Source organism: Vibrio sp. R-1 (genome assembly GCF_035615595.1).
Classification (GTDB): domain Bacteria; phylum Pseudomonadota; class Gammaproteobacteria; order Enterobacterales; family Vibrionaceae; genus Vibrio; species Vibrio cholerae.
This window is the reverse complement of sequence record NZ_WPDC01000038.1, coordinates 1-13,159: the sequence shown is the minus strand read 5'-3', so window position 1 is coordinate 13,159 and position 13,159 is coordinate 1. Positions and strand designations below refer to the sequence as shown.

11 protein-coding genes are annotated in these 13,159 nt (G+C 50.7%); 5 read left to right on the top strand and 6 right to left on the bottom strand.

Annotation, left to right across the window (positions count from 1 at the left end; genetic code table 11):
- Positions 1–69: 69 nt before the first annotated feature.
- From panE to csdA, 3 genes are read left to right on the top strand one after another with little or no spacing between them, the layout of a single operon-like run.
- Positions 70–960 (top strand): 2-dehydropantoate 2-reductase, encoded by an 891-nt coding sequence (panE, locus tag GOU96_RS10025; RefSeq protein WP_267780862.1) that lies wholly within the window; start codon positions 70–72, stop codon positions 958–960.
- A complete protein-coding gene (locus GOU96_RS10020) occupies positions 957–1,562 on the top strand; it encodes a DJ-1 family glyoxalase III (protein WP_267780864.1) in 606 nt (201 codons plus the stop codon). Before panE ends, GOU96_RS10020 begins: the two co-directional genes overlap by 4 nt.
- Positions 1,549–2,760 carry a cysteine desulfurase CsdA gene (csdA, locus tag GOU96_RS10015; protein ID WP_000933159.1) on the top strand — a complete coding sequence of 404 codons (1,212 nt, stop codon included), beginning with the start codon at positions 1,549–1,551 and terminating at the stop codon, positions 2,758–2,760. Before GOU96_RS10020 ends, csdA begins: the two co-directional genes overlap by 14 nt.
- A gap of 69 nt (positions 2,761–2,829) precedes the next feature.
- On the opposite strand, the gene csdE is transcribed toward csdA, so the two are convergent.
- The 4 genes from csdE to GOU96_RS09995 all read right to left on the bottom strand — a co-directional run bounded on the left by csdE (position 2,830) and on the right by GOU96_RS09995 (position 5,763).
- Positions 2,830–3,261, bottom strand: coding sequence for a cysteine desulfurase sulfur acceptor subunit CsdE (gene csdE / locus GOU96_RS10010; RefSeq protein ID WP_181712572.1), 432 nt, complete (start codon positions 3,259–3,261; stop codon positions 2,830–2,832).
- Positions 3,262–3,268: 7 nt separating this feature from the next.
- Positions 3,269–4,084, bottom strand: coding sequence for a tRNA cyclic N6-threonylcarbamoyladenosine(37) synthase TcdA (tcdA, locus tag GOU96_RS10005; protein ID WP_267780866.1), 816 nt, complete (start codon positions 4,082–4,084; stop codon positions 3,269–3,271).
- 97 nt (positions 4,085–4,181) lie between these two features.
- Positions 4,182–5,288 carry a murein transglycosylase A gene (gene mltA, locus GOU96_RS10000; protein ID WP_000044382.1) on the bottom strand — a complete coding sequence of 369 codons (1,107 nt, stop codon included), beginning with the start codon at positions 5,286–5,288 and terminating at the stop codon, positions 4,182–4,184.
- Positions 5,289–5,358: 70 nt separating this feature from the next.
- On the bottom strand, positions 5,359–5,763 hold the full coding sequence (locus GOU96_RS09995; protein WP_001140306.1) for a DUF2850 domain-containing protein: 405 nt from the start codon (positions 5,761–5,763) through the stop codon (positions 5,359–5,361).
- 268 nt (positions 5,764–6,031) lie between these two features.
- On the opposite strand from GOU96_RS09995, the gene argA reads away from it, so the two are divergent.
- Positions 6,032–7,369, top strand: coding sequence for an amino-acid N-acetyltransferase (argA, locus tag GOU96_RS09990; protein WP_000702689.1), 1,338 nt, complete (start codon positions 6,032–6,034; stop codon positions 7,367–7,369).
- 227 nt (positions 7,370–7,596) lie between these two features.
- Complete coding sequence (locus GOU96_RS09985; protein WP_029627461.1) at positions 7,597–7,782, top strand: hypothetical protein; 186 nt, start codon at positions 7,597–7,599, stop codon at positions 7,780–7,782.
- Positions 7,783–7,811: 29 nt separating this feature from the next.
- Here GOU96_RS09985 and recD read toward each other — a convergent pair whose 3' ends face one another.
- Together recD and recB are read right to left on the bottom strand one after the other, a co-directional pair.
- Positions 7,812–9,932, bottom strand: a complete 2,121-nt coding sequence (recD, locus tag GOU96_RS09980; RefSeq protein WP_267780868.1) for an exodeoxyribonuclease V subunit alpha — start codon at positions 9,930–9,932, stop codon at positions 7,812–7,814.
- The coding region (gene recB / locus GOU96_RS09975; RefSeq protein ID WP_324701956.1) for an exodeoxyribonuclease V subunit beta at positions 9,929–13,159 on the bottom strand (3,231 nt) is incomplete at its 5' end. The genes recD and recB, both read right to left, overlap by 4 nt.

Sequence of the window (13,159 nt, the reverse complement as noted above, 5' to 3'; positions counted from 1 at the left end):
GCCATTTTTTATTGCTTTCAAAACTCCCCTCGCTATCCTTGGCGCATTAAGTTTCGATTGGGGATAGAGATGAACATTGTTGTGCTTGGCCCGGGTGCGGTCGGTTCTCTGTGGGCACTGCATCTGCATCGTGCTGGTCACCAAGTGGCACTCTGGAGCCGTCAATCTCAGCCAACATTAGAGCTGCAGCTAGACGATAGCGAGCCTGTACTGTTCAGCAATCAAAGTTTAGAGATTCTAGCCAACGCCGATTTACTGCTGATCACCGTCAAAGTTTGGCAAGTGGAAGCCGCTCTGTTGCCCCTTCTCCCCCATCTGAATCGAGAAACCATTTTGCTATTTATGCACAATGGTATGGGCGCCGTTGAAGCCATAAGCGAATCTTTGACTCACTTTCCGGTATTGTTTGCAACCACCACTCATGGCGCGCTAAAAGCCACGCTCAACCAAGTGAGTCATACGGGATTTGGCCAAACCCAAGTGGGTCCTTTTAATGCCCTCGGTGCACGTTGTGATTTTATCGCAGACGTTTTTAATCACGCACTCGCTCCAGTGACATGGAATCCAGAGATCCAACAGGCTTTGTGGCGCAAACTCGCGGTGAATTGCGCGATAAATCCGCTAACCGCGATTCATCAATGCGCCAACGGTGCATTAGCTGCACCTGAATTTACGCCGATCATCAGTGCCATTTTAGATGAGGTGACAGCCGTTATGCAGGCAGAAGCGATAAGCGGTGAGGCTGAAGCACTGCGTGATGGGGTTTATCAAGTTATCCAAGCTACGGCGGCCAATCTCTCTTCCATGCATCAAGATGTTTTCCACCGACGTCCAACCGAGATAGACTTTATTACCGGTTACGTAGTACGCAAAGGCGAACAGCATGGCATTGCAACTCCGGTAAACAGCGAGTTATATCAACAAATCAAAACCTTAGAGCAGAGTTGGAGCAAGGCATGAACAAACGAATTCTCGTCCCCGTCGCCCATGGCAGCGAGGAGATGGAAACTGTCATCATCGTCGATACTTTGGTGCGCGCAGGATTTCAGGTCACCATGGCAGCGGTCGGTGACAAGTTACAAGTGCAAGGCTCACGGGGTGTTTGGCTGACGGCAGAGCAGACGCTTGAAGCGTGCTCGGCAGAAGCGTTTGATGCACTGGCACTGCCCGGAGGTGTGGGCGGAGCGCAAGCTTTTGCCGATAGTACACCGCTACTTGCACAGATTGATGCATTCTCACAACAAGGCAAACTGGTTGCCGCGATTTGCGCGACACCTGCACTGGTTTTCGCCAAACAGCAGAAATTTGTCGGCGCACGCATGACTTGTCACCCCAACTTTTTTGAGCATATTCCTTCAGAGCGTCTGAGTCGTCAGCGCGTCTGTTATTATGCCACGCAACATTTACTCACCAGCCAAGGGCCAGGCACCGCGCTGGAGTTTGCGCTCGCCATGATTGCACTGCTCGCAGGCGTGGAATTGGCGCAACACGTTGCCGCCCCCATGGTTCTTCATCCTCAACAACTGACCGAACTTTCAGGTTTTATTGATGCTCAATCTTGATGCAATCCGCGCGCAGTTTCCGGCGCTGCAACAAATCGTCAACGGTAACCCGCTGGTCTATCTCGACAGTGCGGCCACTACACAAAAACCACAATGTGTGATTGATGCCATCAGCCACTACTACAGCCAGCACAATGCCAATGTACATCGCGGTAGCCACAGTTTGACGGCGCAAGCCACCAGCCAATTTGAAGGCGCGCGTGAGCAAGTCGCGCAATTTATTGGTGCGCCAAGCAGCAAAAATATTATCTGGACGCGCGGTGCTACCGAAGCACTCAACCTCATTGCACAAAGTTATGCCCGCAGCACATTACAAGCTGGCGATGAGATTCTGGTCAGTGAAACTGAACACCACGCCAATATCGTGCCGTGGCAAATGGTCGCTGAGCAAACGGGCGCGAAAGTGGTCAAAATCCCGATGACAACAACGGGTGAATTTGGCCTTGCTGCCTTTCGGCAATTGCTGTCACCACGCTGCAAAATCGTTGCCCTAGCCCATATCACCAATGTCACGGGAACTCGCCAGCCGATTGAAGCAGTCATCCAAGCCGCACATCAACAAGGCGCGATTGTGGTGATCGATGGCGCTCAAGGCATAGTCCATGAAACCGTAGACGTTCGCGCGCTGGATGCGGATTTCTATGTATTCTCGGGCCATAAGCTGTATGCGCCAGCAGGGATTGGTGTGTTGTACGGCAAAACGGCGCTTTTAGAAGCCATGCCACCTTGGCATGGCGGCGGCAAGATGGTTGAAAAGGTCTCGTTTGATGGTACAACCTTTACCGGCTTGCCCGGAAAATTTGAAGCAGGCACGCCGAATGTGGCAGGTGCCATTGCTCTGGCCACCGCGATTGACTGGTATCAAAGTCTTGATCGAGCCGCCGTGGAAGCGCACTTACACCAACTGCAACAGCAAGCTTACCAAGCTATTTCGCAAATCGATGATATTCGCGTGCTCGGTTATCAGCCTAACGCCAGTGTGCTGAGCTTAGTGATGGATGGCGTACATCATCAAGACCTCGCCACCTTACTCGATCAACAAGGAATTGCCGTTCGTGCGGGGCATCATTGTGCTCATCCTTTGATGGATGCGTTTGGCGTAAAAGGGACGGTGCGAATTTCTTTCGGAGTGTACAACAGCGCAGAAGAGGTGGAACGCTTGATCGCCGCCATCCATAAAGCGGTCGATTTACTGTAAACATCGGCAGAACTGATAGCAAAAGAGCCTCAGAGTTATGAGGCTCTTTTGCTTGGAAAAAGTATGTCGTTAGTGATGCGCTTTGGCCTGAATCGTCGCCACAATCGCTTGCAACCCATTACCGCGTGATGGGCTTAAATGCGCCAGCAAGCCAAGCTCGGCAAAGTAGTCATCCATAGAAAACGCGCTAATTTCTGCAGACGTTTTGCCATTCAGTGCCGCCAACACAATCGCAATCAAACCGCGCACAATCCGCGCATCGGAATCAGCGCAGAAAAACCACTGCTCACCTTGCTGCTCTGCCACTAGCCAGACTTCACTTTCACAGCCCGAGACAAGAACTTGCTCACTTTTCAGCGCTTCTGGCATCACAGGCAGCAGTTTGCCCCATTGGATGATCTGGCGATAACGGTCTTCCCAACCGTGCAATGTTTGCATGGTTTCTAAGACGGTTTGTGCATTAATGTCATCACCAAAGGGATGAGCGGGAAATGGACTCATCATGCCCTCACACCTTCACTTTATGCTTTTGAATCAGTTTATCGACGATGCGCGCCACCGCGACAAAACCAAACGTCGCGGTCACTACCGTCGCAGCGCCAAATCCGCTGGCGCAATCCATACGTTTTGGACCTTCTGCGGTTGATTTGGTCGCGCATACCGAACCATCGGCTTGTGGGTATTTGAGTTGCTCGGTCGAGAACACACAATCAATTCCAAATTTACGCGCTGGATTGGTTGGGAAGTTATGGTGCTGACGCAGGCGATCTTTGAGCTTTTTCGCCAGTGGATCTTGAATCGTCTTGGTCAAATCGGCCACGGTGATTTGCGTTGGATCGGTTTGTCCGCCCGCACCACCTACAGTGATCACTTTTATTTTGTTGCTGCGGCAGTAAGCCAGAAGAGAAGCTTTGGCTTTCAAGCTATCAATTGCATCCAACACATAATCAAACGATTTATTGAGATAAAGATGTTGATTATCCGGCGTGATGAAGTCATCCACCAAATTGACTTTGCACTCTGGATTGATGAGCTTAACGCGCTCCGCCATCACTTCAATTTTGCTTTTGCCAATCGTCCCGGTCATGGCATGGATTTGACGGTTGATGTTAGTGACACACACATCATCCATATCAATCAACGTCAACTCACCAATACCAGTGCGCGCCAGAGCTTCTACCGCCCATGAACCGACACCACCAATCCCAATCACACACACGTGCGCGGCACGTAAAATGTCGACTTCGTTATAACCATACAAACGGCGCGTACCACCAAAACGTTGGTTGTAACTGTCGGAGGCAGGAGTATCGAGTTCACGCATAACCACATTTCCACTCTAGCTGAAAAATAAAGAGTGCGATTTATACGCACTCTTCACAAAAATGTCCAGTTTGCTACCGGCACAATATCAGGAAAAACTATTGCTGTTTTTCCGGCGGCAATGCCCATGGTGCTTGGGTAGGCGAGTTTTCTAACCCGAGTTTCCACACTCGGCCAAAGTGCTTATAGTGCCCCGCTTCTAACCCTGCACGTGGTCCCATACCGTGGTACAAGTCGAGATGGTTTTGTTTCACAGCACCGCCTGTATCAAGCACAATCAACAAACGCAGTTGATGTGCGCCAGACCAAGTGCCATCGGCATTCAGCAGGGGGACTTCCGCTAGAATCGGCGTCCCCATTGGGAGGATAGAACGATCCCCTGCAACCGATGCCATCGGCAATAAAGGAATCCCGGCGCTGCCCTTCACAGGTGCCGCGGCGCTGGGTTTGAAAAATACGAAGGAAGGGTTTTCCTCAAGCAGTTCACGTACGGTTGCTTCATCGTTGGCCAGCACCCAATCTTTGATCGCTTTGAGCGACATTTTCTCGCGCTCAACCAAACCGCGTTCAATCAACACTTTACCAATGCTGACGTAAGCCTTGTTATTTTTACCCGCGTAAGCGAAGTATTCCAAAGTATCGTCATCCCCAAAGTGAACAAAGCCACTGCCCTGCACTTCCATGATGAAAGGATCGATCAAGTTCTCCGCATAACCCAATTCTAAGCCTTGACCTTCCAGCGCACCTTGGTAAATCTCCGCTCGAGTGGGGCAGTTTTTGTTGCATTTTGGCAAGCCGTAAACCGGATATTTAAACACGCTGTCGGGTTGATGACGCAGCTCAATCACAGGGGAAAAATAGCCAGTAAACAATACGTTACCTTGCTTATCCCCACCACCTAACTGCGCTGCTTGAATACCAAATTGCGCTAAAGTGGCAGGATCTCCGCTTTGCAGAACCCACTCATTCAGTTGTTCATACAGCGGTCGATAGATCTTGGCCATGGAGGCTGATCCTTGCACGACCAACTCACTCTGTTTGCTGAATTCGGTATAGTCACGCGGCTTATTGGATTCAACCACATCGGCACGATTCAAAATGTGTGGAAAAGTTTGTTGTTGGTATTGCTGAGCACGATCGTTAGGTTGCTGAGCACAACCAAACAGCAGTGCCAAACTGGCGAGAGAAAGAAGACGTTTACTCACAAAAGAGATCCATGGTTTATGTTTGCCAAGAGCATGACAAAGTCAGTGAAACAGTGCAATTGGCGTTTGATTAATAGCGATTATTTTTTACTTTTTCTGACAATTGATAAACCGGCTGATAGTTAGCGGACGAACGCTGTTTCATCTGCTTTTTCTCCAGCATGATCTCAAACTGATACGGCTGCCCATTCACCGTAAATTCGAGTCGAGCGCCATCGTAGTTAAAATGGGTGGTGACTAAACGCCCATTCAGCACAATACCTTGAGTGCCAATGGTGATTTTTTGTGCCGCATAAGGGGCAACATTCTGCTCAACCCATATCCCATACAGCTCAGACTTAGGAAACCACTGCTCTTGCAGACGACCAAAGATGTTGCTGTACAGCATCAAAACGTAGGAGGTGCCTAAAATCGCGATCAAGAGCAGTAAACGCTCTTTACTCAAGGCTTTACTTTTGCTTTCCGTTTTTGCCATACCGCTTATCTCACTTTATCCAGCCTCTTGGGGCGAGGCTTTGCACCATTAACTGCACTGCTCATACAGATTGATGCAGCGTTCAACCTTACTGTTCATACTTTTGTCATCCTTCTGCTTTACATCCCATTTATTTTGCCCCATAGGGCTTGCAATAAACGGGTCTGCAATAAACCAAGGATTCTATCGGTCATATAAAAAACCACTTGCCCAACAAAGAATAAAAAGTCATTATTTGCGCATATTTAAACACCAAGGATGTTCAGCCGTGAAAATTCGCAGTACCGCTCTCGTCAAAGGATTTCGCCAGTCAGCGCCCTACGTTAATGCCCACCGTGGGAAAACCATGGTCGTTATGCTGGGAGGAGAAGCGATTGCCGATAAAAATTTTCCTAACATCATCAGCGATATCGCTCTGCTGCACAGCCTTGGCGTTAAAGTGGTACTCGTGCACGGAGCTCGGCCACAAATCAATCAAATCCTTGAAAAAAATCAACGTGATACGCCATACCACAAAGGTGTGCGGATCACTGATGAATCCTCACTCGGCTTAGTGATGCAAGCCGCCGGACAACTACAACACGCGATCACTGCGCGTCTTTCAATGAGCCTCAACAATACGCCAATGGCGGGCACTCAACTCAACGTTGTGAGCGGCAATTTCATCATCTCTCAACCACTAGGTATAGATGAAGGTGTCGATTACTGCCACAGCGGGCGCATTCGCCGGATTGATGTGGAAGGCATCAACCGCATGTTGGATTTAGGCTCGATTGTGCTGCTTGGCCCGATTGCTAGCTCTGTCACTGGTGAGTGTTTCAATCTACTTTCTGAGGAAGTGGCGACCCAAGTGGCGATAAAACTTAAAGCCGACAAGCTGATCGGTTTTTGCCCACAGCAAGGGATCATCGATACCAAAGGCAACGCGATTGCCGAACTCTTCCCAAGCGATGTTGAACGCCTAGTCAAAAACATGGAGCAAGAGTGCGCGCCAGATGATGAAGAGTGTTTCAGCACCATGCGTTTTTTGCGCGCCGCTTTAAAAGCCTGCCGCGCGGGTGTGCCGCGCAGTCACTTGGTGAGTTACAAAGAAGATGGTGCATTAATCCAAGAGCTGTTCTCGTTTGATGGTATCGGCACCCAGATCGTAATGGCGAGTGCGGAGCAGATCCGCCAAGCCACGATTGATGATATCGGCGGTATTTTTGATTTGATTCGTCCGTTGGAAGAACAAGGCATTCTGGTACGCCGTTCTCGTGAACAGTTGGAGCAAGAGATCCATAAATTCACCATCATCGACAAAGATGGTTTAGTGATTGGTTGCTCGGCACTCTACCCTTATCCAGAAGAACGCATGGCTGAGATGGCTTGTGTCGCGATTCATCCCGAATACCGTGATGGCCACCGTGGATTGCATTTATTGGTGCACAGCAAGCATCAAGCCAAGCAAATGGGCATTCGTCACCTATTTGTGCTAACCACTCACAGCACACACTGGTTCCGTGAGCAAGGTTTCAATGAAGTCGATGTCGAAGCGCTACCGATGGCGAAAAAGAGCTTATACAACTACCAACGCCGCTCAAAAATTTTGATGCTGCAGCTTTAAATTCAACAGGTTGAAAAGCGTGTGAACAGAAGTGAACAAAAGATGCATATTGTTGCATCTTTTTTCTTCGATTTTCGCTTTTATTTTGTGAGAGAGATCGGTAGAATGCGCGCGTTTGATTAAATGTTGTTCAATTATCGAGTCAGGATTTGACGCTTGAGATCTTTCTCAATTCACGCATGGATTGCTTTTATGAGTACATTACGTATCTAAGAGCAAAATCGTCTATGAAAACTGTTATTTGCAACTCTCTACAAAGCTTTTGGGACATGGCTGACGCCGAGTTCCTATCAGGGCTTGATGTACACTGCGTATTTCCCGTCAGTGATAATCTCAAAACGTTTCTGATCCAATCTCGCGAACGTTACCAGATCCGCAGCATCACCTTTACTAAAGCTTTTGCCAACCTTTAACGCTGTGCCGCCACGGAATGGCGGAGCATTTACTGCTCCAACCTTGCCACTAAGCCACTCGCCCGTTGGGTTTTCACTTTAATTGCCCGCTGCAATATTTGATTATCACAATACAATTTGAGCTGTTTTTTAGCCCTTGTGATCCCCGTGTAAACTAACTCACGCGTCAGGATCGGACTGTAATCCGGCGGTAAAATCAGCAAGGTTAAATCAAATTCGCTGCCTTGCGATTTATGTATGGTCATCACATACGCGGTTTCATGTTGCGGGACTCGGCTCGGTAACACGGCTTTGATGCTGCCATCCGGCAGCTCAAAATAGACTTTCAGTCTGCCCTGCTCATCTTCACGATCGCGCATACACAAACCGATATCACCATTGTATAACCCCAAGCCATGATCGTTACGCGTGACCATGATCGGCCGCCCGTGATACCAGATCTCTTCTTGCGTTTTAATCAGCTTGTGAGCATTCAACGCCCGTTCGATACGAGTGTTCAGCCCCATCACTCCAAAATCGCCTTCACGCAGCGCACAAAGCAATCGGCAGCGACTGAACGCATCAAGTGCTGATTTGGCAAGTATGAGCATGGTTTGCTTTGTCGACTCAAATTGCTCAGTCGATTGATTGAGCAAATTCAGATAAGGACGATAAGCCTGCACTAAGGTTTGCAGCAGTTGCTGATAATGCTCGCCACTAAGGGCAAAATGTTCAATATCGCTGAACGACTGTTGCCACACCGCTTCAACGCGCGCCGAAGATCCACTGTTGATCGCTTTCGCCAATTGACCAATGCCAGATCGCGCATCAAAACGGTAGCTTTTTTGCAGCATACATAAGCAATCCGCCACCGGATTCACCGTCTTACTGGCAGTTTGGCGCAAAGAGGCAAACCCAGTCAGTTCAGCCAACTGCGCGCCCTGCTCATTGCCGTAACCTTGGTTCAGGAAGGTACAAATATCACCAAGCACCGCCCCTGCTTCTACCGAGGCCAACTGATCTTTATCGCCGAGCAAAATCAAACGAGCGTGCTTCGGCAACGCTTCGACCAGTTTCACCATCAAAGGCAGATCGACCATGGACGCTTCATCGACCACCAACAGATCAAGATGGAGTGGATTGCGGGCGTGATGACGAAATTCAGCACTACCCGGAATCGCGCCAAGCAAACGGTGAATGGTGCTGGAAGTGCTTGGGATCGCCGCGGCGATCTCAGGCTCTATCGCCAGCTGACTCACCGCTTTACCCATCGATTCGGTTAAGCGTGCCGCGGCTTTACCGGTTGGAGCAATCAATTTGATCTCTGGCACTTTACCTTGCGCCATGCTTTGGCTAATCAGCGCCGCCAGAAGCTTGGTCACTGTGGTGGTTTTGCCGGTTCCCGGCCCACCGGATATCACCGCAAAACGGCGCGTCAGCGCGACGGCCGCCGCCACTTTTTGCCAGTTTAAGCAGTGAGTAAGCGGAATAAGCTGCTCTAAAGCTTGCAAATCCGCCGCACGCTGCGCTTTTTCGACCACAGCTTCAATCGCTGGCCAATCCAGCGCATCCGACTTCACCACATCCAGTCGATCATTCAGCAGTTGAATCCGCTCGACCGAACTTAGCGGCTTTTGTTGTAGTGCTTGCCACAAGCCTAAATAGTCGCGGGCAAATAAGGTATTCAGGCGTTCACGCAAGTTAGCCAGTTCAGCAGGGCTTAAACGTTGGGGTGCGGCCAACTTAGTCAATCGCGCCGCCAGTTGCTTTTCATAATACCAGTAGCGATGCAGATAGAGCCTTGCACCATCAAACATTAACGGCACAGCTTCACCTTGTTGCCCCACCAACGGCGAGGCTTGCAGTAAGGCTTGCCAGTCTACCGCTAACCAGCGTTCACTGTGCTGCAAACTCGCTTCACCATAAAGGCCAATCAGCGCCGCTAGATCGCAACGATTACCCTGTGCATCCCACAGTGGCAAACAGATGTGTCCACGCCCAAGTTCTGCACTGAGCGCCGCGCTCAGTACACTCAAAAGCTCACTTTCTGCAGCGTTGTGCCCTGCCAATGCGGCTTGTTTACCAATAAAGCGGGCAAACTGCACATCCAAAGGACGCAGCGCGCCTTGTGCCAGCAGACGTTTCGCTACTTCACTATCCCAAAACATCATAAATCAAGCTCCATCTGCCCAGCTTTACTCGCTCTTTGTGCCAATTCACGCCCTGCAATCAATCCATCCAACTCATCTAACAAGGCCAAGCTTGGCTTGGTATGGAACACACCTTGATCAGTGCGCCCATCCATCCCGCGTAAGAAGAGATAAAACACGCCGCCGAAATGCTGCTCGTAATGGTAATGGGCTAAACGGCTGCGCAAAAAGCGATGCAGCGCTAACGCGTAAATTTGGTATTGCAGATCGTAGCGGTGATCGGCCATCGCACAGCCCAAACGCTGTGGATGATACGCCGCTGGATCGTCACCTAAATGGTTGGATTTCCAGTCCAGCACGTAATAGCGCCCTTGATATTGAAACACCAGATCGATAAAGCCTTTGAGCATGCCTTGTACTGAGTGAAAACCGAGATCGCCCGCCTGTGCCGAAAACGGATCATGGCGCTGGGTGATGCGATTCAGGGTTGGCGCATCCAACACTTCGATTGGCAGTAAAAACTCCAACTCGGTCAGACGCTGGGCGGCCATAATTTGTTGTAAGCGCAGCGCTTTACCATCCAGTGGCGTGCTCAATACGGTGTCAACCAACTGTTGCAACACCGGCAGCCACTCGGCTTCAATCTGCTCACTTTCCATCAAATCAAGGATGATTTTAGTATTGGGTTCACTGTGCGCCGATTGCTGAAAATCCACCTCTTCAAACAGCGAATGCAAAAACGTGCCAGGGCGTGCACCACGCGGGAAATTGAAAATCGAGCGCTCGACAGATTCCAGCGCCGCGCCATCACGCTCTTGCGCGCTCTCAAGATCAAAACCGCCCACTTCAAGCAAGGGAAACTCTTGCAAAGGATCGTGACGAGCATGACTTGATTGCATCACCAAGCCTGAGTAACTGGTCACTCGCCAGCGGCGATCAATCGCTTGGCTTAACTCACGGGCAGTCAGCTCTCGCTCGTCCAATTGGGGTGGCTGATACGCTTGTTCGAAACGCTTCGGTGGCGGGCATTGCACGACATCTGGCAAGTTTTCACACTGTTTAAGCAGCGCTTGCTGCAGATCCGCGATACCACCTTCTTGACCATCTTGCAGCAGAAACCCCATCGCACTACGATGCGCCGAGGTCGGCTCTTGGCTCGAATTGCCGTTGCGCAGCGGCGCAATCCCAATAAAACAGCCATACACTGCGCGAGTGAGCGCCACATACAGCAAGCGTAAATCTTCTGCCAAACGTTCTTGATCGGCTTTGGCTAACGCCTCTTCATTGCCGGTTAAATCGACCCAAGTAGTGGCCGATTCAGTATCGTAATATTTGCCTTCACTGCTCTCGCGATAGCTCATCACAAACGGCAAAAACACCAGCGGGTACTCAAGCCCTTTTGATTTGTGGATGGTGACAATCTGCACCAGACGCCGCTCAGATTCGAGACGCTGGATCTGCTCATCACTGCCCCCCAATCCTTGGGCAGCATCCGCCATCGCCTGAGTCAGAAAACGCAGTAAGCCCTGATCGCTATCGATCTCACGCGTCGCTTGCTGCAAGAGTTCGCTGATGTGCAGATAATCGGTGAGCCAGCGCTCACCTTCACTTTCCGTCAGCCAACGCTCGGCGATGTGGCGCTGAGTTAATACCGCCCGCAGCATCGGCAATACGCCGCGCTCGCTCCACAAGCGGCGATATTGACGAAATTCGGCAATTAACTGTTCCCATTCGTTTTCATCGTTATTCAGCGCATCCAGCTCGCTGGCGGTTAACGCAAACAGATTCGAGGCGATGGCCGCACGGAGCAAGCGTTCATCTTCTGGCTGCCACACGGCGAGCAGCAAGCGTTCAATATCTTGCGCCACATCGCTGGCAAACACGCTGTCACGGTTGGAAAGGTAAACACTGGCGATGCCTTGCTGACTGAGCGCATCACGCACCATGCGCGCTTCATTACCGGTACGCACCAGCACCGCCAGATCGCCCGCTTCAATCGCCTCGCCGCGATGAAAGGTTGCCGCGCCAGAGGCCGAAGCAGTCAAAATGTGCTGAATTTGCGCCGCACACGCCTCGGCCATTTGCGCGTAGTAATCGGTTTTGCTTTGTGGTTTATCGAGATCTTCCGGCCACCAATAGGTCAAGGCTGGTTGTACTTGCCCCTCCAGTGACCAATGGCGTTTATCAGCACCAGGGCTTGCCGCCACGGGCTGAAAGGGAATGTCATCACTGTAAATAAACGGATGCGTCGCAAAGCTGAACACTTGGTTCACAGCCGCCACCATAGCCGCGCTGGAGCGCCAATTCGTACCCAAGGTGTAGTGTGCACTCACCTGATTGCGCGCTTTGATGTAAGTAAAAATATCGGCGCCACGGAAGGCGTAAATCGCCTGTTTCGGGTCGCCGATCATCAACAAGCCACACTGCGGATGGTCCAGATACAGCCGACTGAAAATGCTGTACTGCAGCGGGTCGGTATCTTGGAATTCGTCGATCATCGCCACCGGATACAGCGAGCGGATCCGCTCGCCCAATAGCCCTTGCTCATCATTATCGAGCGCAGCGCTGAGTTGAGTCAGTAAGTCATCAAACGAAAGCCAATGATGGGTGGATTTGGCTTTCGCCAACCAGTGACGACAGTGATGAATCGCATGCACCAAAAGTGGTGTTTTGAGTGACACAGGCTCAGCAAAAAATGCTTCTATTCGTTCAAACAGCGCTAATTGTGGCGGATTGCCTTTCTTTGATTTGGCAAGCAACCCGCTTTGGGTGAACTCTTCAAGCTCTGACGGCACGTGCAGATCGTGCGTTTCACTTTGCGCCCAAGCATCCAGAATCGGCAAACGACGTAGCAGCGCATTTTGGCTATTTTTGTGCAGGTCAGAGCCAGTTACGGCGGGCTCAATCTCCTCTCGCTCCGCTAACCAGTGCTGCTTAATCTCGCAAATGCGCGCTATCTGCGCTTGTTGCAGCGCGGCCAAATCCCCTTCCATCAAAGGCGTGGTCAGTTTGACTGGCGGCCCAGAAAGATAACCTGCAATCTCAGCCAACAGCGCAGCAGGTGCCGGCCATAAGCGGCGCACTTCGCTCGCGAGTGAAATGGGCAAAGGGTAGAACTGTCTTCGCCAATAATCGGCCACCACTTGCGCTTTGAGGCGACTTTCATCGGTGACGAACTCATTTTCAAAGCGACTGCCCGATTCAAACGCATTTTGCGTCAGCATGCGTTGGCAAAAACCGTGGATGGT

Bases quoted from the DNA above. Each gene is read 5' to 3' on its own strand.
- tcdA (WP_267780866.1), bottom strand. From the start codon at position 4,084: ATGCGTGAACTCGATACTCCTGCCTCCGACAGTTACAACCAACGTTTT.
- csdE (WP_181712572.1), bottom strand. From the start codon at position 3,261: ATGAGTCCATTTCCCGCTCATCCCTTTGGTGATGACATTAATGCACAA.
- GOU96_RS09985 (WP_029627461.1), top strand. From the start codon at position 7,597: ATGAAAACTGTTATTTGCAACTCTCTACAAAGCTTTTGGGACATGGCT.
- panE (WP_267780862.1), top strand. From the start codon at position 70: ATGAACATTGTTGTGCTTGGCCCGGGTGCGGTCGGTTCTCTGTGGGCA.
- recD (WP_267780868.1), bottom strand. From the start codon at position 9,932: ATGATGTTTTGGGATAGTGAAGTAGCGAAACGTCTGCTGGCACAAGGC.
- GOU96_RS09995 (WP_001140306.1), bottom strand. From the start codon at position 5,763: ATGGCAAAAACGGAAAGCAAAAGTAAAGCCTTGAGTAAAGAGCGTTTA.
- GOU96_RS10020 (WP_267780864.1), top strand. From the start codon at position 957: ATGAACAAACGAATTCTCGTCCCCGTCGCCCATGGCAGCGAGGAGATG.
- csdA (WP_000933159.1), top strand. From the start codon at position 1,549: ATGCTCAATCTTGATGCAATCCGCGCGCAGTTTCCGGCGCTGCAACAA.